Source organism: Affinundibacterium amnicola (assembly GCF_014284275.1).
Classification (GTDB): Bacteria; Pseudomonadota; Gammaproteobacteria; order Burkholderiales; family Burkholderiaceae_D; genus Undibacterium; species Undibacterium amnicola.
The window spans coordinates 722,293-744,586 of record NZ_JACOFU010000001.1 but is presented as its reverse complement, the minus strand read 5'-3'; the positions used below and the strand labels follow the sequence as shown (position 1 = coordinate 744,586).

Here is a 22,294-nt window from a genome sequence, read left to right as displayed (position 1 = left end):
GTTCAATTCCAAGCACATCTAGCGAAATGACAAAGAATTCCGACGCCATCAAACTATCTGCGATGCCGCCAAGTGCCAAGCTTTTTATCCGCATGCTAAGCAGAATTAAGCACGGCAATTTGCATATCGTGACGCCAAGCGGCGATGTTTTAAAATTTGGTGATCAACAATTAGCACAATCAGTGATCTTAACTATTCACGATTGGCAAGCCTGTAGAAAAATCTTACAGGGCGGCGACATTGGATTTGCTGAAAGCTACGAAGCCGGATGGATCAGCACTACTGATCTAACCGCCCTGCTCCGCTTGGCGATTCAAAATGAGGCAGCTTTGGACAAGGCCATTTTCGGCGGTAAGTTAATGGGTTTATGGTACAAGCTCAAACACCTGTTGCGCCCAAATACGCGCAAAGGTAGTCGCAAAAACATTCATGCACACTACGACATTGGCAACTCCTTTTATCAATTGTGGTTAGATGCCAGCTGGACTTATTCGAGTGCGATTTTTTATGGCGATTATGCGATCAACCTGCAAGAAGCGCAGTATCGCAAATACCAACGCATCATCGATGTACTTGGTTTGAAAGCGGGTGATCGCGTCTTGGAAATCGGTTGCGGCTGGGGCGGGTTCGCCGAACATGCATCGTCGATCGGAATCTATGTGCATGGAGTAACGATTTCACCATCTCAACTTGAAATCGCTGAGCAAAGAATGAAGCAACTGCAGCGTCAAGATTTGGTGAAACTAGAGTTGTGTGACTATCGTGATCTCGACGGAAGTTACGATGCGATCGTGTCGATTGAAATGTTCGAAGCCGTCGGTGAAGAATACTGGCCGGTCTATTTCAAAACAGTCAATCAACGTCTAAAAGCGGGTGGCAAGGCATTGATACAAACAATCACCATTGATGAAGCGCGCTTTGAACGATATCGTAGTGGTACCGATTTTATTCAACAATACATCTTCCCCGGCGGCATGCTCCCTAGCCCGCCACGCTTTATGCAAATCGCGCAACAGCATGGTTTGCAAACATGCGATCAATACGCATTCGGGAAGGATTACGCAGAAACCTTGCGTCGTTGGAATCATGACTTTGAAAATAATATAGAAGGAATTCAAGGCCTAGGTTTTGGCACCGCCTTCCAACGAATCTGGCAACTATATTTTTCTTATTGTGAAGCCGGTTTCGACGAGGGTCGCACCGATGTTTATCAATTCTTATTGCAGAAGAGTTCATGATGCGTAGCCATTTACAAGTCCTGTTGTTCAGTTTGACGTTTCTACTTAGCGTCAATGCTGGCGCGCAAGTGTGGAAACAACATTTGCCACAAGCAAAAATGTTAGGTGGTGGTGAGTTTCGTTGGTGGGGATTTTCGATCTACACCGCAAGAATTTGGCAGCAGACACCGAACAAAGATGGTGGTCTTGATCAAAGCGCGAGCTTTGCTTTAGAAATCACATATAACAAATCGATTAGTCGCGATCGGTTTGTTGATTCTAGCATCGATGAAATCAAGCGCTTACATGGTGACAAATTTAACGCGGACAAATTGAAGTCATGGCGCCAGTACATGGAAAAAGCCTTTATCGATGTGAAGTCGGGCGATCAATTGATCGGTGTTTTCCTGCCAGGAATTGGCTGCCGTTTTTACAGTCAACAAGCATTGTTGGCAGAGATTCCCGATGAAATATTTGCGAATGCTTTCTTTTCGATTTGGTTAGATCCACGCACCAAAGATAGTAATTTGCGTCAGCAACTATTGGGCAATAATAAATCCACAGCGGCAATCACTGGTTCCTCAATGTGAAAATCTCTTCATTGATTTTTTATGGTTTGCTGGGACTGCCATTGGCAATGGCAGCCTTACCTGTGTATGTGCAGATTCCAAACTACTACACGGCACAACTTGGCTTACCCTTAGCGAGCACGGGTTTAGTATTATTTTTTGCGCGCATGTTTGATACTGTGCAAGATCCCTTTATCGGACAAATCATTGATAAATTGGGATGTAGTAATCGAATCTGGATCTTCGTCTCGGCCGCATTACTGTGTTTAACATTTGCTGGTCTTTGGCTACCACCTGCTTTTGCACGTAATTCAAACACCAGCTTATTGATTTGGTTAGGTGTGATGCTCAGCCTCGCCTACACGGCGCATAGCATGCTCAACATCGCTTACTTAGCGTGGGGCTCTAGCCTTGAAAGCCAAGGAACAAGCAACAGCGATCAACAAGCTGCAAGTTATCATCAACTGCTTGGTGCTTCGGCATGGCGTGAAGCTTTTGGCATGCTTGGTGTCATCGTCGCGAGCATCATACCAAGCTGGATTATTCTGCAAGATAAGAGCTCGACCGAGACACAATTAGTGCAGTATGCAATGGGATTTGCTGCCTTAGTATTGGCTGCCGTTGTCGCTCTGTTGTTTGGCGCAGTCAAGCCTTTGCAGCGTGGAGCCCATGCCATCATCGCCTTACGCATTTTGCTTAAAAATCCACGATTCGTCGCACTTTTACGTATTTATTTTTTCAATTCCTTATCTGTTGCGATTCCAGCTAGCCTGATTCTGTTTTTCATCAACGACAGAATTCAAACACCAGAAAAAACGGCGCTGTTTTTATCTTCTTACTTTATTGCGGGGGCATGTGGCTTGCCACTATGGATCAAATTAGCAAAACGCATTGGCGCGCAACGATCCTGGCAGCTCGGCATGTTGATTGCCGTATTGAGTTTTGTCAGTGCGAGCATGCTTGGTGCTGGTGATGCCAATGCTTTCTTGTTGGTCTGTATTGCATCAGGATTTGCTCTGGGTGCTGATTTAGCACTGCCGCCAGTTTTACTCACTGTACTTGTCGACGACAAACAAAACATGGGCGCCTATTTTGGTTTGTGGTCGCTCGTTGGAAAATTCACTTTGGCCTTAGCGGGTCTTAGTCTTTCTTTGCTTGCCTTACTGAGCTACCAAGCCAATCAAGTGAATCAAGCAAGTGGTTTGATGGCCTTAACTTTCACCTATGCGGTTCTCCCCTGCGCTTTCAAATTGATCGCGCTCTTTTTACTTCGTCATTTTTCTAAGAGCACTCCATCATGATCAAAAAATTTCTTCTCGCCCTTGGCGCAGTGTCTTTCACTTTCTTTCTCAGTGCTTGTGCCATCACTGATGTCAATCACTACAAAGACGTCAAGCCACAACTCGACCTAGAGAAATTTTTTCTCGGCACGACAGACGCCTGGGGCATGTTCCAACAAAGAAACGGCGCGGTCATTAAACGTTTTCATGTCGTCATTGACACGAAGAAAATCGGCGAAGAGTTGGTCCTCGACGAGCGCTTTGTGTATGACGATGGCAGCAAACAACAACGTATCTGGCACTTACGCAAGAATGCGGATGGTCGTTGGATAGGCAAAGCAGACGACGTCAAAGGTGACGCGCTTGGTGAAGTCGCGGGAAATGCATTCAAATGGCAATACACCCTGCTTCTACCTGTCGATGGCAGTATCTATGAGATGGCGATGGATGATTGGATGTATCTGATCGATGAGAACACCATGGTCAATCGCGCCAAAATGAGCAAATTCGGTTTTGAGGTTGGCGAAGTGACTTTATTCTTCCGCCGGAGAGGATGATGCGATTCCCATTCTTGCAACCACTCAATCGCCCCGTGCGTGATTGGCAAAATCAGACTATCTGGATTATAGGTGCCTCAAGTGGCATCGGCGCTGCGTTGGCTAGATCTTTATTGAGCCTGGATGCCAACGTCATCTTATCAGCGCGACGTCAAGCGAATCTAGAATCTGTGGCCAACGCCCATCCACGCGCTCACATACTTGCGTTTGATGTTGCAGATCAAAACGCTTGGCAAAGCGCAAGCCAACAGTTGCAGGATAAATTCCCACAGATTGACTTAGTCATTTTTTGTGCTGCGAAATATCAACCCGAGCGCAGTTGGGAAGTGAATGCGAATGACGCTGCGGATACGCTAAAAATTAATCTAGAAAGCGTTTATCACGGATTACAGACTGTCTTACCCGGCATGCTTCAACGCGGCAACGGCGGTTTAGCCATACTCGCCAGCGTGGCTGGCTATCTTGGTTTGCCTAATGCTAGTGTGTATGGCCCAAGTAAGGCTGCGCTCATCAATTTAACTGAATTGCTATATAGCGATCTGCACGAAAAGAATATCAACGTGTATTTGGTCAACCCTGGCTTTGTAAGCACTGAACTCACCAGCAAAAATGATTTCACCATGCCAGCTTTACAAACACCAGAGCAGGCCTCGCATGCCATACTGGCTGGAATTGCCAATGGTGATTTTGAAATCCATTTCCCCAAGCGTTTCACGATGGGATTAAAATTGATGCAGATGTTACCGTACCGTCTACGATTTGCGTTGATACGTCGCTTTGTTGTCGCTTAAATTACGTGTTCCAAACAATGATTACGAGATAGATAATGATGACACCACAAGTTCAAAACATCATGGCTTGGTATGCGAATTTGAGTCCAACCAGCTTGGAAGAAATCACCAAGTATTACGCTGATGATGCACGCTTTAAAGACCCCTTCAACGAGGTTCAAGGGGTTAAGGCAATCCAAGCGATTTTTGAACACATGTTCGCAACGACACAGTATCCCAAATTCATTTTTGAAGAAGTGATAGAGCAAGAATCAAAAGCCTTCCTCACATGGGAATTTCATTTCGGTTTGCGTGGCAAGAACTATGTTGTGAAAGGTGGTTCTATGTTGACTTTCAACGACAGAGGATTAATCACCGATCACCGCGACTATTGGGATGCGGCGGAAGAATTATGGGAGAAATTGCCGATTGTGGGTGCTTTGGTTGGATGGTTGCGGCGACAGTTTAAGGTGCATAACTAAATTTGCACTTCGACCAAAAAATAAACGCCCTGAATGCATGGTTCAGGGCGTTTTGTTTTTCACTAATTCGTCTGCAGTAAGCGCTTTTCTACTTCCAATCTCCACGCAATTCTTTCACCTGCTGCTGCAAACTTTCTGGTGAAATCTTCTCTGGATCTTGTGGCTCACCCACTACCAATTCCAAACGAGAAAAAGGTCCACGGCGGAAAGAACGATGAAATGGATTGCCCTCGTCACGCGACAGCAAGCTGCCCCATAGCCCACGCAATGCCATAGGAATTACAGGAACGGGAGTCCGTTCGACGATCTTCATCACGCCGCCTTTGAACTCGTTGATCTCACCATCACGTGTGAGTTTTCCTTCCGGGAAAATGCACACCAAATCGCCTTCATGCAAAGCCTGGGCGATATCGACAAAGGATTTTTCCATCAACCACGGATTGTCTTTTGCTGATGCAATCGGAATCGCTTTAGCGGTGCGGAATACCCAAGACAAAAATGGGATTTTGAAAATCCCGTGATCCATTACAAAACGAATTGGACGTGGGCTATACGCCATGATGACGATCGCATCCATGTAACTAACGTGATTACAAACCAATACCGCTGCGCCTTCTTCTGGAATTTTATCGACATTGATGCCCTTTACTCTATGCACGGTATGGATCAAAATCCATGCAACAAAGCGCATCAAGAATTCTGGCACCACACTGAAAATATAGATCGCCACCAAGGCATTCAAAATCGCCGTTGCCATAAAAATTTGTGGAATCGTGAATCCTTGCTTCAACATCAGCATCGCTGCCAAAGCCGCTACTACCATGAATAAGGCATTCATAATATTCATGCCGGCAATCGTGCGCGACAAATGTTTAGGATCGCAACGGGTTTGAATCAAGGCAAACAAAGGCACGATATACAAACCACCAAAAATACCAATCATGAAAATATCGAACAAAATTTTATAGCTACCGACTTGATCGATAAAACTCATTGCCGTCACTGTAGCCGTATTCGTGTACAGTAAACTCGACAAATACAAGTCAAATCCGAAGATCGATAAACCGATGGCACCGAACGGAACCAAGCCAATTTCAACTTTGTGTCCCGACAAACGTTCGCACAACAAAGAACCTGCACCGATACCAAACGAAAAAATCGTCAACAACAAAACGAAGACACTGTGATCGCCGTGCAGATAGTCTTTTGCGTAAAGAGGGAATTGCGCGAGCAAGATCGCACCATAAAACCAGAACCAAGAGTTCGCTAATAGAGATAAGAAAACTGGGCGATTTTTTCTACTAAAACTGATGTTACGTACTGTTTCTGTGGCTGGATTCCAATTGATTTTTAAATCGGGTACGGGTGCGGGTGAGACAGGAATGCGTAAGCTAAACAACCAACCCAAAACCGCAATCAAAATACATCCACCAGCGACCAACTCAACACCCCAAGGTTTATGCACGACCAACATTGCACCTAAAATTTCGCCTAAAAGGATACCGACGAAGGTGCCCATTTCAATCACACCATTACCACCGACTAATTCATCCGAACGCAAATGTTGTGGTAAATAGGCGTACTTGACGGGGCCAAACAAGGTGGAATGAATACCCATGCCAGCGACAGCGGCGACTAAAATCCAAATATTTTTGCTCATCCAACCATACGCTGCGATTGCCATGATGGCTATCTCTAGCAACTTAACGTAGCGCGCCACCTTTCCTTTTTCAAACTTATCTGCCAATTGACCCGAAGTCGCAGAAAACAAAACGAAAGGCAAAATGAACAGACCAGGAATCAGATTATTCAACAAGCCCACATCCATCGTGGTCCAAGTCAACGCATCATAGGTCAAGACCGTGAGCAAGGCTGTTTTAAAGACGTTATCGTTAAATGCCCCAAAAAACTGCGTCCAAAAAAACGGCGCAAAGCGGCGCTCTTTCAATAGGGTGAATTGGCTATGTTGGCTCATGTATGAAGGCTCGCGAAGGCGACCATTAACAAAAAAGCCAATTCTAAAGTAATTAGCTTTGAAATTGGCTTATTTTTTAATGCACCAAAATTTACAGTGTTTTGTTCATATGCACGTGCTGAATACCGGCTTCCATAAACAAGTCGCCTTCGCGATTAAATCCCTCACGTTGATAAAAAGGCTCCGCAGAAATTTGTGCATTCAACTGCACCGCAAACATGCCGCGAAGTTTTGCTTGTGCCATCAATTGACGCAAGATTTCAGCACCGACACCACAATTACGCGCCGAGCTCAAAACAGCCATACGTCCTATGTGCCCATCTGGCAGTATGCGCCCTGTGCCTATCGGCTTGCCTTGCGCATCGTAAGCCACAGCGTGCAGGCATTGTGCATCCATCACATCCCATTCAAGTTCTGCGGGGATTTTTTGTTCATCGACGAATACGGCCGTGCGCACGGCTTGCGCATCTGCCTGTAATTCTGACCATTCGCCGAGTTTAATTTGCAATTCTGGATTCATTTTAATTTCCATTCCATACTTTTTGTACAAAACACTTACGGAATCAAGCGCACTAGCTGTTTGCCGAGATTTTTACCTTTTAGCATACCGATAAAGGCTTCCGGCGCTGAGGCTAAATTAGGAGCGATGCTTTCTCTGAATTTTAGTTTACCTTGTGCGACCAATAAGCCTAATTCTTTCAAGCCTTGCGGCCACAAATCCAAATGTTCGGAAATAATAAATCCGCGCAAACTCACGCGCATACTCAACAAGACTCGTGCATTGTGGATCGCCATATCGCCACCGTCATAGCCAGCAATCATGCCACACATGGCAATTCGGGCAAACGGATTCACACGCGCTAAGCAAGCATCAAAACTGGCACCGCCAACATTTTCGAAAATCGCATCGATACCGTTTGGCGTTGCCACTGCGAGCTGTTCTTCCAAGTTTCCGGCTTTATAATCCACACAAGCATCAAAACCCAACTCATCGACCACGTAGGCACATTTTTCTGCGCCACCAGCAATTCCCACCGCGCGGCAACCACGCATTTTGGCGAGCTGTCCGACCACGCTACCAACCGCACCACTAGCCGCAGAAACCACAATCGTCTCGCCCTCTTTCGCTTGCATGATTTGGGTTAATCCATACCAAGCCGTCATGCCAGGCATGCCCACCGCGCCGAGATAGGCTGATAAAGGAATATGCGTGGTATCTAATTTGCGTAATAAACTGCCGTCGGATACACCCATTTCAGCCCAGCCCATCATGCCGATCACCTTCTCACCGACCTGAAATTGGGGATTTTTGCTAGCAACAATTTCACCTACGGTTCCACCGATCATTGTTTCATTTAGCGCTTGCGGCGCTGCATAATTTTTCGCATCATCCATACGAACACGCATGTAAGGATCGATTGATAGAAAATGATTTCGTATGAGAACTTGGCCTTCCACGATCGTTGGAACAGGCACAGTCTCTAGACGAAAGTTGTCAGCTGTCACTTCGCCATTTGGGCGTGAGGCTAAAACGATACGTTGAAATTGATCATGCATATTGAATTTTTCCTTTTAACTTTGATTATTGCGCCCGCCCTACAAGACTTACGAAGGAATTCTGTGAATTTAATCACTACCACCCATCTTCACCAAACCAGCTTTCGATTTGAGACTACGCAAATACTTGTACGTCCCCATCGCCTTTGCCACTAATTTGTCGCCACTCCAGATTTCACCATCGCAAAAACACATGGTCGTCGATTGATGAAAAGCGACACTGCGTGCTTCGAGGCGCCCGCCCTCAATGCCACCAGGTTGTAGGAACGTGGTTTTCATCTCGACGGTGACCACACCTTTTTGGTCATCATGCAAAGAGCGTCCTGCCATTGCCATCACGACGTCAAGCAGAGTCATTAAGACCCCGCCATGCGTGATTTGCCAGCTGTTCATGTGGTGGTGATGCAGATCCAAATACAAGCTCGCTTTACCCTCTCTCATCTCACCTGACACGATGCCGAGATAATCTAGGAAGGGATTTTCAATCTTTGAAATAGCACTAGAGTTTTGGCTAGCGTGCGGAGCAGATTCAGACATCTATTTTTCTCTAAATTAAATTGGTAAACGCCAAGACACGTTTATAAAACCTCAAACAAACCAGCAGCGCCCTGCCCACCGCCAATACACATAGTCACGACCACATATTTAACGCCACGGCGTTTGCCCTCTAACAGCGCATGTCCCGTTAATCGTGCACCAGAAACGCCATAAGGATGACCGACTGCTATTGCGCCACCATTCACGTTTAAACGATCCATAGGAATACACAGTTTGTCTGCGCAATACAATACTTGTACAGCAAACGCTTCATTGAGTTCCCACAGCCCGATATCGTCGATTGTTAAACCAGCGCGTTTGAGTAACTTCGGAATTGCGAATACAGGACCAATACCCATCTCATCTGGTTCACAGCCCGAGACGGCAAAACCACGAAACACACCCAGCGCCTGCAAGCCTTTGCGCTCAGCGACCTGTGCATTCATCACGATCGTCATCGCTGCACCATCTGAAAATTGACTGGCATTTCCTGCAGTGATCACGCCATCGGGCAACGCTGTATTGATTTTAGAAACAGCCTCCAAAGTCGTCCCAGCCCGTATGCCTTCATCCGCTGAAATCGTCACCTCGCGCAAATGATGTTCGCCCGTTTCCTTATCGGTCACCCGCATCGTCGTCGTCACGGGAATGATTTCCGCATCAAATAAACCAGCTGCCAGGGCTGCACTAGCGCGTTGTTGACTGCGCACGCCATATTCATCCTGACGTTCGCGTGAGATTTGATAGCGCTTAGCGACGATCTCCGCAGTTTCTAGCATAGGCATATACACTTGCGGTTTATGCTGTTGTAACCAAGGATCACTGAGCATGTGCTTATTCATTTCATTTTGCACGCAAGAGATAGACTCAACGCCACCTGCTGCGACGATATCGACTTCACCCGAGATCACACGCTGCGCTGCCAAAGCAATGGATTGCAAGCCCGATGAGCAATAGCGATTAATCGTGATTCCAGGCACTGTCACCGGACAGCCGGCACGCAAGGCAATTTGACGGGCAATATTGCGGCCATTGGCGCCCTCTGGAAAGGCACAGCCAACCATCACGTCTTCGATTTCGGCAGGATCTAGCTGCGCTCTATTCATTACTGCTGCTAGCGTTGGCCCTGCCATGCTCGCGCCGTGCGTCATATTGAACGCACCTTTCCATGACTTTGCTAATCCGGTTCGCGCTGTCGCGACGATCACTGCGTCTGTCATTTTGTCTCCGATTTTTTTAATTGATTAGTAGCCTGCTGTGAGCCTTACTTGCACGTCTGTGACGGTTAGGCGCGCTGTTGAACCTTGCATCAAACTCGCTTTATCATCGCAATGACCGAATGGAAGTCCGGTAATAATCGGAGTCGAAATGGTCGAACGTAAAAATTTCAACATCGCTGCAAAATCATAACCATTGTCTTGCGGTGCTAAACGGTAGGCAGAGAAATTCCCCAGCACGATGGCCTTTTGTTTCGTTAATACACCCGCCATATGAAGTTGTAATAGCATACGCTCGACCCGATAAGGATGCTCTGCGATATCTTCGACAAATAAAATGCCACCATCGATTTGCGGGAAATACTCGGTGCCGAGTAAATGACAAATCATGGCCAAATTACCGCCCCACAATGTGCCCTCAAGCTTGAGCGCAGCTGCTTGATCTGATTCAAATTCGAGATGTGTTTTTCGTTGATGAATCGCTTGCAAAAATTGGTCTTGTGTAAAAGCACGTAATTCATCGCGAGTGAAGTCGTTACATAACATAGGACCACACAGACTCGCTGTGCCAGTCTTGGCCAACATCGCCAACTGCAAAGCATTGAAGTCACTATAACCAACTAGCCATTTGCCACTGCGCGCAATTTTCTGTAAATTGATACGAGGCAAAATCCGTGATAAACCATAGCTCCCACGTAGCGCCATCACAATATCAATTTCGGGATTATCTATCGCAGCATGGAATTGATCCAGACGTTCCTGATCTGCCGCCCCAAAACGTTCGAAACGATCAGCATGTTGGTAGTAATTGAGCACCTTAAATCCGGCACTTGTCAGCGCCTTCAAACCGGCTTCAATATTGGTGTCGTTTAAAGCAGCTCCGCTGGGCGCAACGATAGCGATACCAGGATTTTCAGGCAGTATTTTGGGGAAAGAAAAAGACATCGCTAATGACTCGTTTTCAATAATCAGCGATCGATATCGGCTATCACTCGCCAGGGTTGTCTGATTGGATACGCGATTCTACCGCGGCACGGCGGCGCTCAGCAAAGAAATCCTTGAGCAGCTGCACACATTCCTCAGCCAATACGCCAGAAACCACTTCAGCGTGATGATTGAGTTTTTTTTCTTTGAATAAATCGACGATAGAACCACATGCGCCCGTCTTGAAGTCATGTGCACCAAAGACGATGCGGGAGAAGCGTGCATGCATCAGTGCTCCAGAACACATCACGCAAGGTTCGAGGGTCACATAGAGTTCACAACCACGAAGACGATAATTGCCAAGTACTTCTGCTGCAGCGCGCATCGCGATGACTTCGGCGTGTGCCGTTGGATCATTCGTGCCTATCGGTTGATTAAAGCCTCGGGCGATGATTTGACCATCTTTGACGACCACCGCGCCAACTGGCACTTCGCCCGCTTGCCATGCAAGCTTAGCTTGCGCGATAGCTTCGCGCATGAAAGTTTCGTCTTGCATCATTGAATTGAGTTCTGCCATCTGTATATAAATGCAAATATCTTGGTAGCTTATTGACTCTTTTTCGACGAGAAATGCCCTAATAAATAGCCAGCCGTCGTACATAACGACACAACTAAACGAACTTCAGACCAATTTGATATATCCAGAAAGTGTGAAATGAGGGAACCAAGAATAAACCCTGCGATACTACAAAGAATTATCACTTGGTATTTTTGACTCATATTACAGATTGCAACTTCGGCAAATTGTGAATGTACGATTAACCCTCAATCTCCGCCCAGCAATTAGGCGTTTCGTACAAGGTGATTTTGGTCAAAGATAAATGACGACCATAACGATCGTGATACACATCTTTCAGCATATCAAACGCAATCTTCGCCAGATTTTCTACCGTAGGTACGCGATCAATCACGACCGTTTTATGCCCTGGCATACTTTCTAAGAATTGACGTACGGCGGTATCTTTTTCATAGACGATAAACGCGTGATCCCAAAGATCCACCAGATGTTTGTTGGCGAGTGCTTTGATATCACCAAAATCCATGATCATGCCGTTGTCAGATTCGCCGTCTTTTTCGACGACATCACCAGTCAAGGTAATCAACAAGGTATAGCGATGCCCATGCAAATTGCGGCATTGACTATTGTGATCTGGAATCCGATGTCCGGTATCGAATTCTACTTTTCTGGTAATGGTTAACATGTATTGCCTGTGTACATAAGGTCAGACAGAACGCTGTAATCACGCGATGTCGACAGCTAATAAAAAAATATTTAAGGAATCTGCAGCAACTTATGCGTCTGCAAACTCAATTTCCACTTCGGATGCGCTTTGCAATAATCGATTGCTCTGTGCAGATTATCTTGTAATAAAGGGCCGTCCATCGCTTGCAAATAATGGTGGGTAAAATCGAGCGCCTCGTAAGCTTTCAAATCTTGACCCAACTGCGGAATGACCACTTTCAGCTCATCGCCTTTGAGTACAATCAATTGCGAACCCATCTTCGGACTAACGCAAATCCAATCCACACCAGTCGGCACTTCTATCGTGCCGTTGGTCTCAATCGCAATTTCAAAGCCCACATCATGCATCGCATCGATCAAGGCTTCGTCCAATTGCAATAAAGGTTCACCACCAGTGAACACGACAAATTTAGTCGCCTCATGCGTGTCGGGCCACAAAGCATTAATGCGCGCAGCGACCGCTTGCGGTGTTTTAAACTTACCACCGCCCTCACCATCGGTGCCAATGAAATCGGTATCACAAAATTGGCAAACTGCAGAGCTACGATCTTCTTCACGCCCAGTCCACAAATTGCAACCGGCAAAACGACAAAACACAGCAGGTCGCCCAGCATGTGTGCCCTCGCCCTGCAAAGTGTAAAAAATTTCTTTAATGCTGTAGCTCAAAACTAAATTCCTAGTTGCTTAATGGAGGTTTCATTGCGCTGAGAAATTGCAGCAGCGGGATGCAGTGCTAGGCGCGAAACGCAGCAATATGTCGATATTGCGAGGCTTCGCAACGACGCAATGCGCCCGCTTCTGCGATTTATCAGTGCAAGGAGCTATTCCCATTCTATTGTCGCCGGCGGCTTTCCAGAAATATCGTACACAACACGATTTATCCCACGCACTTCATTAATAATGCGATTCGACACTTTGCCCAACAGCTCATGCGGCAAATGTGCCCAGTGTGCAGTCATGAAGTCTTGCGTTTGAACCGCGCGCAAAGCGACAACATATTCGTAAGTGCGGCCATCGCCCATCACACCAACCGACTTCACTGGTAAGAACACAGCAAATGCCTGGCTAGTCGCGTCATACCAAGTTTGTGGTTTTTCCGCGTTAGGATCAACGTAAGTATTGCGTAATTCTTCGATGAAAATCGCATCAGCACGGCGCAGTAAATCAGCGAATTCTTTCTTTACTTCACCCAAGATACGTACGCCCAAACCTGGGCCAGGGAACGGATGACGATACACCATGCTATGCGGCAAACCTAATGCCACACCGAGTTTGCGCACTTCATCCTTAAACAACTCACGCAATGGCTCTAATAATTTCAGATTCAAAGTATCAGGCAATCCACCAACATTGTGATGACTCTTGATCGTATGTGAACCTTTTTTGCCTTTACCAGCACTTTCAATCACGTCTGGATAAATCGTTCCTTGTGCCAGCCATTTTGCATTCTTGAGCTTGCCCGATTCAACTTGGAATACTTCGACAAACTCACGACCAATAATTTTGCGTTTTGCTTCTGGATCGGTAACACCAGCCAAATGCCCCATGAACTGTGCAGTTGCATCAACGTGGATAACTTTGACGCCCAGATTTTCAGCGAACATTTCCATGACCATCTTGCCTTCATCGAGGCGCAATAGACCGTGATCGACAAATACGCAAGTCAATTTATCGCCAATCGCGCGATGGATTAAGGCGGCAGCAACACTACTATCCACCCCCCCAGATAAACCAAGAATCACTTCATCGTCGCCAACTTGAGCGCGGATCGAAGCAACAGCTTCGGAGATGTAATCAGGCATATTCCAATCCGATTTGCAGCCGCAAATATCGTGCACAAAACGACCAATGATCGCTTCACCTTGGATCGTGTGCGTCACTTCTGGATGGAATTGCACTGCGTAAAAACGACGGTCTTCATCTGCCATCGCCGCGATTGGGCAATTGTCGGTGGATGCCATTAATTTGAAACCTGCTGGCATTTCATTGACTTTGTCGCCGTGACTCATCCACACCTTGAGCATGCCGTGACCTTCAGGGGTCACGAAGTCGTTAATGCCGTCTAATAATTTAGTATGGCTACGAGCACGAACTTCTGCATAGCCAAATTCACGAACCTTACCATTTTCAACTTTACCGCCAAGCTGTTCTGCCATGGTTTGCATACCATAGCAAATACCCAAAACTGGCACGCCCGCATCGTACACAGCCAAAGGCGCACGTGGTGTATCTCCTTCAGTTACGCTGCTTGGGCCGCCTGATAAAATAATCCCAGAAGCACCGTAGTTGCGAATGAATTCATCGCTGACATCGTAAGGAAATACTTCCGAAAAAACACCTGCATCACGAACACGGCGGGCGATTAGTTGAGTGACTTGGGAACCAAAGTCCAGAATAAGGATTTTTGAATGCATGATTCTATAAAGATTATCAAAGAAGGATATCAAGCTGATCAGCTTCAGCTTGAACAATTCGGTTACGCTCTAATCGTTTCGCTGTGAGCAAAGCTTTTTCCGCATTAGCGACTAGTACCTCAGGTGTAACATTAGGAAACACACTGGTCGAAGCGATTCCCATACTTATTTCTATTTCCACGCTATCGTCATTCACCATTTCAGCGCGAGAAATTACGGCCAATCTGATTCGCTCTGCAACTGCAGAGGCAACCAAATTGGATGCGCCTGGTAAAACAATCAAAAAAGCGTCACTCTCAAAACGTCCAAGTGCATCAAAAGGACGGATACATGAACGCATACGGCTAGCTACTTTCAGCAAAAACGCATCGCTGACTGAACTACCAAATTGCTCTTTCAAACTTTGGTACTGGTTAATACTGATGTAAAGAAGAGAAGCTGGCTTTTCCGCTTTTTGGCATCGTTCCAACTCCAATCCCAAAGAGCGGGTAATCGCAGCGCGATTCCACATCCCTAACACTGGATCCAATAATGCATCTCGCTTGAGATTACGAATCTGCTTCGCCAGCTCAGCATAATGCGCTTTTACTGCACCGATCGTTAATTCGCGCTCAACCATGACTGCCAAATCAGCAAATAATAATCGAGACTCGTCGTCAAACGCATGTTCGACATAGTCAATCAAATAAATGCTACCGACACATTGGTTATCCGTGTCAAAGATCGGATGCTGGGCGCAAAATACAATCTGGGGTTCACCCTTTACTGAGGGATGATTCGCATACTCTTCTTCAAAATTTAAATTATTGAAGACACGAATTTCTTCAGAGAAGCCCAGCATTTCACAAAACGCTGCCTCAATCGAGACCATCGATTGCTCACTGCGATTAAAACGCTCACGTAAATTGCCAAAGCTAACGATGCAATTTGCGACGCCGAACAAACGAATTCCAAGACGTTCAAATCGCGCAATCTTTGCCTCGTACTTATTCGGATCGGCGCTTGAACTACCAGCGCCATCCAAAAACAAATCCATACGACTAACACCTGCGGCGGATGTCACCATTGCTTGCTCCGTATTGAAGACACCTGATCAAACATCTCGGAACTGTCTAGTGATTATTCTGCTCGATAATTTGGCGCTTCTTTTGTGATTTGCACATCGTGTACATGTGACTCACGCATACCAGCAGATGTAATCTCAACAAACTCAGCCTTATCATGCAAATCTTGGATTGACGCACAACCACAATATCCCATGGAAGAACGCACGCCACCCACCATTTGATACAAAATTGCCAGTACGCTTCCTTTATAAGGTACGCGCCCTTCAATTCCCTCTGGAACCAATTTATCCGCATTATTCGCAGCATCTTGGAAATAGCGATCTGCAGAACCATCTGCCATTGCGCCTAAACTACCCATGCCACGATAGGATTTATAACTACGTCCTTGAAACAAAATTACTTCGCCTGGCGCTTCTTCTGTACCAGCAAACATACTACCCATCATGACAGTAGACGCACCTGCTGCTAAAGCCTTCGATACATCGCCAGAAAAACGAATACCACCGTCGGCAATACATGGCACACCAGTACCACGCAAAGCTTCCGCCACATTCGCAATCGCGGTGATTTGCGGAACACCTACGCCAGCAACAATACGTGTGGTGCAAATCGAGCCTGGACCAATACCGACTTTAACAGCATCTGCACCATGTTCAACTAAGGCCAGCGCAGCAGCAGCGGTTGCAATATTGCCACCAATGACTTCGATGTGCGGATAATTGGTTTTCACCCAGCGTACACGATCAAGCACGCCTTTAGAATGACCATGTGCTGTATCAACAACAATCACATCGACACCAGCTTTTGCGAGTAAATCAATGCGTTCATCATTATCAGCACCAACGCCAACAGCCGCGCCGACACGTAATTTACCCAAACCGTCTTTTGACGCAAATGGATGTTCAGTCGACTTTTGAATATCTTTAACGGTAATCAGACCACGTAACTCAAACGCTTCGTCAACGACCAACACACGCTCTAAGCGATGCTTATTCATCAGACGCTTTGCTTCACTTAATTCAGCGCCTTCAGTAACATAAACGAGTTTTTCGCGCGGAGTCATCTTGGCACGCACTTCCGCATCAAGCTCCTGCTCAAAACGTAAATCGCGATTAGTAATAATACCAACAACTGTTTTACCTTCGACCACTGGGAAGCCACTGATGCCATGCTGCAGACTCATCGCAATAACATCACGAATCGTCGTGGTTGGCGCAACGGTAATAGGATCACGTAACACACCGGATTCAAAACGCTTCACCTTAGCGACTTCGCGGGCTTGCTCCTTCGGCGTCAGGTTTTTATGGATAATACCAATACCGCCCTCTTGTGCCATTGCAATGGCTAGGCGTGCTTCTGTCACGGTATCCATTGCAGCAGACACCAAAGGGATATTGAGCTTGATATTACGAGTTAAATTCGTCGCAAGAGAAGTATCTTTTGGAAGAATATTTGAATAAGCTGGAACGAGTAACACATCATCGAAAGTGAGTGCTTTTTGGAGAAGACGCATAGTATTTCCTATAGGCGCAAAAGTAAATTATACAGAAAACTTGCCGATCCGTCTCGTTCCGTGTAAAACTCACTCTTAATTTATTCAAAAAGAACGCTTTCATTTCAGAATATTCGAGTACATCATGAAGAAAACATACGGCTTTTTAGCATCTGGACTTATCGCATCGCTAATGATTTCCAATATCGCAATGGCGCAATACATTTGGCTTAATGAGAAGGGAATTAAGCAATACTCCGATACCCCGCCACCGAAATCAGTCCCACGAGACAAAATTTTGAAGTCCCCATTTGGTAGCACTCGTCCAACGACAAGTACAGCCAATCAGAATGCTACAGAATCTGCGACGGATAACCCGAAGATCGAAAAGCCAGTAACAACCGCCAGCAAAAATGAAGATTTCAACAAACGCAAGTTAGCGCGTGAAGAAGCAGATAAAAAAAGCGCAGCGCAGAAACAAGAAAGTGCTGATAAGACTAAAAATTGTGAACGTGCCAAGTCGTACAAGCAAAGCTTGGACGAAGGGATCTTGATCATGTCCAGAGACAAGAATGGCGAACGCACTCCGCTCGATGAAGCGCAGCGAACAAAAGAAATGGCGGACGTGAAGAAGGTATTGGCAGATTGCCGCTAAAGATCAAGATGAGAAGCGCGATTACATCTTGCCCGATTTGTGCTCGCGCTTTGCCCTGTGGCGGCGAGCACTCATAGGATCGGCAATCAAGGGACGACACAATTCAAGCCGATCACCATCTTGCAACAAATAATCTGCATTTTTTTTCTTACCAAAAACTGCCCAAGCACTTTGCTTATCCAGTTGTGCTTCAACGATGGCGAGATGAGACGGATCTAAATGTTGCACTGCTTGGGTCACTTTACTGTCCCTCGGCAGCTCCAACATAACGATGGTTGGATTCATTTTTTCGATGGCATAGCAAAGCTGTATGCGAATCGTTGCACTTAAATTATTTTCCATAGACGACCTCGGCTCGTTCACAAAATGCATCGACGAAGCTATTAGTGATCTTACTAAACACTGGACCAATTAAATGCTCTAGTAATTTACTGGAAAATTCATAACGCAAATCAAACTCGATTTTACAGGCATCGCTGCGTAATGCCGTAAATGTCCAATACCCATGCAACTGTTTAAAAGGACCATCCACCAAGTGCATTTCCATTGTGTGTGGTGGACAATTTATATTTTGGGTAGTGAAACTTTGTTTGATTCCATGATAATTGATAGATAATGTTGCCTTTAAGTGTGTATCAGTTCGCTCAGCAACATGAACGCCGCCACACCACGGCAAGAATAAAGGATAGTCTTCTACTTTGTCGACGAGTGCGAACATTTGTTCGGCACTAAAGGATACAAGAACGTTTTTTTTGACGACTGCCATTATCTCAAGTCATTTGGTATGATCACAGGCCGAATTTTAACTGAAACATCGCTCTTCTCGTTGAATATGCGCAAATTCATTCCTATTTAGCGTTGAAGAACTTACATAATAATCAGAATTAGCAAGAGAGTAGTATGAGCATCGCAGATAATAAAAAAGCATTCCACGATTTTTTCATTGAAGAGCAATATGAAGCAGGTATCGTACTGCAAGGCTGGGAAGTCAAAGCCATCCGGGCTGGTCGCGTACAGTTAAAAGAAGCCTATGTGATTATCAAAAACGGTGAAATTTATCTCTTTGGTGCGCATATTGGCGCGCTGCCGACGGCATCTACTCACATACACCCAGATTCAGTACGTACCAGAAAATTACTACTTCACGCGGAAGAAATTAAGAAACTCATCGGAAAAGTAGAACGTTCTGGTTACACGATGGTGCCATTAAATATGCACTATTTAAACGGACGAGTGAAATGCCAAATAGGTTTGGCCAAAGGTAAGAAGCAACATGATAAACGCGAAACTGAAAAAGAACGTGATTGGCAACGCGAGCAGCAAAAAATCATGAAACAACATCGCCGCTAACATTAGGGCGTGCAGACATTGTATTAATCAAAATATTTTTCGGCTTAAATCGGCCGACAATTGATGCAATAGAAGTCAGTTCTTTTGTTTCTGAAGTCGGCGCAAATAAATGTCTTGTCTAGCTTCGCGGATTTGCCTTCGAAGCGCAAGACGTTCTTCGGGGCTTAAACGATTCAACTTGATGATAGGTCGCTCCGCAGATCGCTCATCACGATCGATTGCACCTGACGAGCTTTCACGTATGGGTGGTAACGCCCCTCTGTCACGCACTGCGCCTGATTGAGCGTCTTGTATGCGTTCAAGACGCTGATTAAATCGCAGTTCTTGCAGCTCACGAAATTGCTGGCGCCGCTTCTCGATTTTTTGCATCGCTTGGGCGTCCTGTGTTTGTGGAGGTGACGCACATGCATCACTGCTCACAAAAAACACAGCGCCTATCAGCAAGCAAAATAATGGGCATTTCCCAGGAAACACAGCACACTTTCAGTTAATCAAAAACCTACAATCACAAAAGCCTATCAGCAGCATTTTATAAGCAAACAAAACCGCATCCAAGCAATTTCATCGACAGTTTAAGTCTAAAGCTGAGTCCAAAAGATAGATAGACTTGTTTCTGTAAGCGCTGTAACAGTTTGTAATCTTCTCAAAAGTTTATATGGCATTTGATTGTTTGGCAGTAAGATAAGCTTTTTTCATGTGCAAATAAGTGAGCGCGGTTATGAATGAATCAAAAGCAAAAATTCTGGTGGTTGACGACGACTTACGATTACGAGATTTATTGCGACGTTATTTAGGTGAACAAGGTTTTCAAGTTGTTGTTGCTGAAAATGCGCAAGCAATGAATAAGCTCTGGATGCGAGAACGTTATGATTTATTAGTGCTAGACCTCATGTTACCTGGGGAAGACGGCTTATCAATTTGTCGTCGTCTGCGTGGTGGTGGCGATAATACACCGATCATTATGCTTACCGCAAAAGGTGAAGAAGTTGATCGCATCATCGGCTTAGAGATGGGGGCGGACGATTATTTGCCCAAACCTTTTAATCCCCGCGAATTAGTTGCTCGCATTCATGCCGTATTGCGCCGGCGTGGTCCAGAGGAAGTTCCAGGTGCACCGACGGAACAAGGTCAATGCTTTCAATTTGGTGAATTTGTTTTGGATTTATCCACCAGAAATTTGAAGAAAAACGGTGAGAACGTGAGCTTAACGACAGGTGAATTCTCTGTACTCAAAGTCTTTGCCCGTCATGCCCGTCAACCTTTATCGCGTGAAAAATTGATGGAATTAGCGCGTGGTCGCGAGTATGAAGTCTTTGATCGTAGCTTAGACGTACAGATTTCTCGCCTAAGAAAATTAATCGAAATTGATCCTACAAATCCGCAATATATTCAAACGGTTTGGGGATTGGGATATGTATTTATTCCTGATGGACAAAGTCATTAAGACAACTGAGGTTTATCGAATTCGAACGCGCCTTACTTAGCGTAGACGTGGTCTGTATTCATCACCTACCCACTTTCAATTTAATGCGACAATATTTACAGCGCTTCGGTTGGTTTCAAAACAGCCTATTCTGGCGAACTTTCTTGTTATTAGCCGTGCTTGTCACAGCCAGCATGCTGGCATGGTTCGTCAGTATCAAGTTACTCGAACGTAAGCCCCGTGCTCAGCAATTAGCGAATCAAATCGTCTCTATTGTCACGATCACCAGTGCCGCGTTGACTCATTCTGCCGAAGATAAACGACGCGAGTTACTCATTGACCTTGCCAGTAACGAAGGAATACGAATTTATCTATTAGAAGAGAATGATCAAATAAAGAAAACCGACGAAACACCGCTATTAATTGAAGTAAGAAAATTAGTTCAAGACAAACTGGGTAGCCAGACCCAGTTCGCACAAAGTGTTAATGGTGAAGTTGGATTTTGGTTGAGCTTTCAGATTGACGAAGATCAGTTTTGGCTCCGCTTAGAGGCTGATCGCCTGCAAACAGAAACCAATCTGCAATTCTTTGGCTGGGCGTTCATTAGTTTAATATTGGCCTTGATTGCCGCCGTATTTATTTCTCAAAGAATCAACGCACCTTTATCAAATTTGAGCGCAGCAGCACGGCAGCTCGCTAGAGGAAAGCGCCCACCCGCACTATCTGAGTCTGGACCACGAGAAATTCGCGAAACCAACACCAGCTTCAATCAAATGGTCGACGATTTAGCGCGTATAGAAACAGATAGAACCGTGATCCTCGCTGGCATTTCACATGATCTACGAACGCCGCTCACTCGTCTGCAATTGGAATTAGAGATGGCAAATCTTGAAGCTACTACGCGCGAGGCCATGCAAGGTGATTTGCAGCAAATGGATAGCATCATTCAGCAATTTTTAGATTACGCAAAACCTTTACATGAATCAACGTTTACTAGCTTTAATCTTAGTAGCCTGATTGACAAACTATTTACTGACTTAGCCAAATCAAGTGATGTGCGTATCGATTTGCAGATCGAACCAGAACTCTATGTAACAGGAATAGAAATTGAATTTCAACGTCTATTTAACAACCTGATTCAAAATGCGATGCGCTATGGACGCTCGCCAGAGGATCAAGTGCTGCATCTACAGATAGAATGCCGGCGACAAGCCAGTGCCAGCCATTCTGGCACGCTTGTTAAGTTCCGAGATTTTGGCACTGGAATTGAAGATACTCAAATACCACGTTTACTACGACCATTCACGCGTGGTGAAATCGCGCGCAGCCAAGCAAACGGTTCTGGTTTAGGTTTGGCGATTGTGAACCGCATCGTCAAACGTCACGGTGGCAAAATGCATATCCACAATCATGCACAAGGTGGCTTAGAAATTCTACTAATGTTCCACTAAGCGAGCGCATAAAAAGTAACTGATAGCTGACTTCATTTGAGCTCGTTTCCCTGT

Annotated in this window: 25 protein-coding genes; 10 read left to right on the top strand and 15 right to left on the bottom strand. The window is 45.6% G+C overall.

What is annotated here, in order from left to right; translation table 11 throughout:
- Positions 1-26: 26 nt before the first annotated feature.
- From H8K33_RS03360 to H8K33_RS03335, 6 genes are read left to right on the top strand one after another with little or no spacing between them, the layout of a single operon-like run.
- On the top strand, positions 27-1,238 hold the full coding sequence (locus H8K33_RS03360; protein WP_186889542.1) for an SAM-dependent methyltransferase: 1,212 nt from the start codon (positions 27-29) through the stop codon (positions 1,236-1,238).
- Entirely contained in the window at positions 1,235-1,807 is a 573-nt protein-coding gene (locus tag H8K33_RS03355; protein ID WP_186889541.1) for a chalcone isomerase family protein, read from the top strand. The genes H8K33_RS03360 and H8K33_RS03355 overlap by 4 nt, the downstream gene beginning before the upstream one ends.
- Positions 1,804-3,087, top strand: coding sequence for an MFS transporter (locus tag H8K33_RS03350; protein WP_186889540.1), 1,284 nt, complete (start codon positions 1,804-1,806; stop codon positions 3,085-3,087). The genes H8K33_RS03355 and H8K33_RS03350 overlap by 4 nt, the downstream gene beginning before the upstream one ends.
- Positions 3,084-3,623, top strand: a complete 540-nt coding sequence (locus H8K33_RS03345; protein ID WP_186889539.1) for a DUF3833 domain-containing protein — start codon at positions 3,084-3,086, stop codon at positions 3,621-3,623. Before H8K33_RS03350 ends, H8K33_RS03345 begins: the two co-directional genes overlap by 4 nt.
- On the top strand, positions 3,623-4,414 hold the full coding sequence (locus tag H8K33_RS03340; protein WP_186889538.1) for an SDR family NAD(P)-dependent oxidoreductase: 792 nt from the start codon (positions 3,623-3,625) through the stop codon (positions 4,412-4,414). Before H8K33_RS03345 ends, H8K33_RS03340 begins: the two co-directional genes overlap by 1 nt.
- A 35-nt stretch (positions 4,415-4,449) precedes the next feature.
- A complete protein-coding gene (locus H8K33_RS03335) occupies positions 4,450-4,875 on the top strand; it encodes a nuclear transport factor 2 family protein (protein ID WP_186889537.1) in 426 nt (141 codons plus the stop codon).
- 88 nt (positions 4,876-4,963) lie between these two features.
- On the opposite strand, the gene H8K33_RS03330 is transcribed toward H8K33_RS03335, so the two are convergent.
- From H8K33_RS03330 to guaB, 12 genes are all read right to left on the bottom strand, one after another.
- Positions 4,964-6,850, bottom strand: a complete 1,887-nt coding sequence (locus H8K33_RS03330; RefSeq protein WP_186889536.1) for an MFS transporter — start codon at positions 6,848-6,850, stop codon at positions 4,964-4,966.
- Between the two features lie 91 nt (positions 6,851-6,941).
- Positions 6,942-7,370, bottom strand: a complete 429-nt coding sequence (locus H8K33_RS03325; protein WP_186889535.1) for a GNAT family N-acetyltransferase — start codon at positions 7,368-7,370, stop codon at positions 6,942-6,944.
- A 35-nt stretch (positions 7,371-7,405) separates the two neighbouring features.
- The gene (locus H8K33_RS03320) at positions 7,406-8,407 is read right to left on the bottom strand and encodes an NADP-dependent oxidoreductase (protein ID WP_186889534.1); all 1,002 of its coding nucleotides are present in this window, start codon (positions 8,405-8,407) and stop codon (positions 7,406-7,408) included.
- A gap of 69 nt (positions 8,408-8,476) precedes the next feature.
- Positions 8,477-8,944 carry a PaaI family thioesterase gene (locus tag H8K33_RS03315; protein ID WP_186889533.1) on the bottom strand — a complete coding sequence of 156 codons (468 nt, stop codon included), beginning with the start codon at positions 8,942-8,944 and terminating at the stop codon, positions 8,477-8,479.
- Positions 8,945-8,985: 41 nt separating this feature from the next.
- A complete protein-coding gene (locus H8K33_RS03310; protein WP_186889532.1) occupies positions 8,986-10,164 on the bottom strand; it encodes an acetyl-CoA C-acyltransferase in 1,179 nt (392 codons plus the stop codon).
- Positions 10,165-10,188: 24 nt separating this feature from the next.
- Positions 10,189-11,106, bottom strand: coding sequence for an LD-carboxypeptidase (locus H8K33_RS03305; protein ID WP_186889531.1), 918 nt, complete (start codon positions 11,104-11,106; stop codon positions 10,189-10,191).
- 43 nt (positions 11,107-11,149) lie between these two features.
- A complete protein-coding gene (gene tadA, locus H8K33_RS03300) occupies positions 11,150-11,641 on the bottom strand; it encodes a tRNA adenosine(34) deaminase TadA (RefSeq protein WP_222613280.1) in 492 nt (163 codons plus the stop codon).
- Between the two features lie 262 nt (positions 11,642-11,903).
- Positions 11,904-12,347: a 6-carboxytetrahydropterin synthase QueD gene (gene queD, locus H8K33_RS03295; protein WP_186889529.1), complete on the bottom strand. Its 444-nt coding sequence runs from the start codon at positions 12,345-12,347 to the stop codon at positions 11,904-11,906.
- A gap of 71 nt (positions 12,348-12,418) precedes the next feature.
- Entirely contained in the window at positions 12,419-13,054 is a 636-nt protein-coding gene (gene queE / locus H8K33_RS03290) for a 7-carboxy-7-deazaguanine synthase (RefSeq protein ID WP_186889528.1), read from the bottom strand.
- 155 nt (positions 13,055-13,209) lie between these two features.
- A complete protein-coding gene (gene guaA, locus H8K33_RS03285) occupies positions 13,210-14,802 on the bottom strand; it encodes a glutamine-hydrolyzing GMP synthase (RefSeq protein WP_186889527.1) in 1,593 nt (530 codons plus the stop codon).
- Positions 14,803-14,818: 16 nt separating this feature from the next.
- Complete coding sequence (locus tag H8K33_RS03280; RefSeq protein ID WP_186889526.1) at positions 14,819-15,868, bottom strand: GGDEF domain-containing protein; 1,050 nt, start codon at positions 15,866-15,868, stop codon at positions 14,819-14,821.
- A 53-nt stretch (positions 15,869-15,921) separates the two neighbouring features.
- Positions 15,922-17,382, bottom strand: coding sequence for an IMP dehydrogenase (gene guaB, locus H8K33_RS03275; protein ID WP_186889525.1), 1,461 nt, complete (start codon positions 17,380-17,382; stop codon positions 15,922-15,924).
- Positions 17,383-17,506: 124 nt separating this feature from the next.
- Between guaB and H8K33_RS03270 the strand changes: the two genes are divergently transcribed.
- On the top strand, positions 17,507-18,016 hold the full coding sequence (locus tag H8K33_RS03270; RefSeq protein WP_186889524.1) for a DUF4124 domain-containing protein: 510 nt from the start codon (positions 17,507-17,509) through the stop codon (positions 18,014-18,016).
- A gap of 21 nt (positions 18,017-18,037) precedes the next feature.
- Here the strand turns inward: H8K33_RS03270 and H8K33_RS03265 are convergent, their stop codons facing one another.
- Complete coding sequence (locus H8K33_RS03265) at positions 18,038-18,358, bottom strand: RnfH family protein (RefSeq protein ID WP_186889523.1); 321 nt, start codon at positions 18,356-18,358, stop codon at positions 18,038-18,040.
- Positions 18,348-18,782, bottom strand: a complete 435-nt coding sequence (locus tag H8K33_RS03260) for a type II toxin-antitoxin system RatA family toxin (RefSeq protein ID WP_186889522.1) — start codon at positions 18,780-18,782, stop codon at positions 18,348-18,350. Before H8K33_RS03260 ends, H8K33_RS03265 begins: the two co-directional genes overlap by 11 nt.
- Positions 18,783-18,916: 134 nt before the next feature.
- On the opposite strand from H8K33_RS03260, the gene smpB reads away from it, so the two are divergent.
- Positions 18,917-19,366 carry an SsrA-binding protein SmpB gene (smpB, locus tag H8K33_RS03255; protein WP_186889521.1) on the top strand — a complete coding sequence of 150 codons (450 nt, stop codon included), beginning with the start codon at positions 18,917-18,919 and terminating at the stop codon, positions 19,364-19,366.
- A 75-nt stretch (positions 19,367-19,441) separates the two neighbouring features.
- Here the strand turns inward: smpB and H8K33_RS03250 are convergent, their stop codons facing one another.
- The gene (locus H8K33_RS03250) at positions 19,442-19,735 is read right to left on the bottom strand and encodes a hypothetical protein (RefSeq protein ID WP_186889520.1); all 294 of its coding nucleotides are present in this window, start codon (positions 19,733-19,735) and stop codon (positions 19,442-19,444) included.
- A 349-nt stretch (positions 19,736-20,084) separates the two neighbouring features.
- Between H8K33_RS03250 and ompR the strand changes: the two genes are divergently transcribed.
- Both ompR and H8K33_RS03240 read left to right on the top strand, forming a co-directional pair.
- A complete protein-coding gene (gene ompR / locus H8K33_RS03245; protein WP_186889519.1) occupies positions 20,085-20,810 on the top strand; it encodes an osmolarity response regulator transcription factor OmpR in 726 nt (241 codons plus the stop codon).
- Between the two features lie 83 nt (positions 20,811-20,893).
- Positions 20,894-22,240 (top strand): ATP-binding protein, encoded by a 1,347-nt coding sequence (locus H8K33_RS03240; protein ID WP_186889518.1) that lies wholly within the window; start codon positions 20,894-20,896, stop codon positions 22,238-22,240.
- The last annotated feature ends 54 nt before the right edge of the window (positions 22,241-22,294 follow it).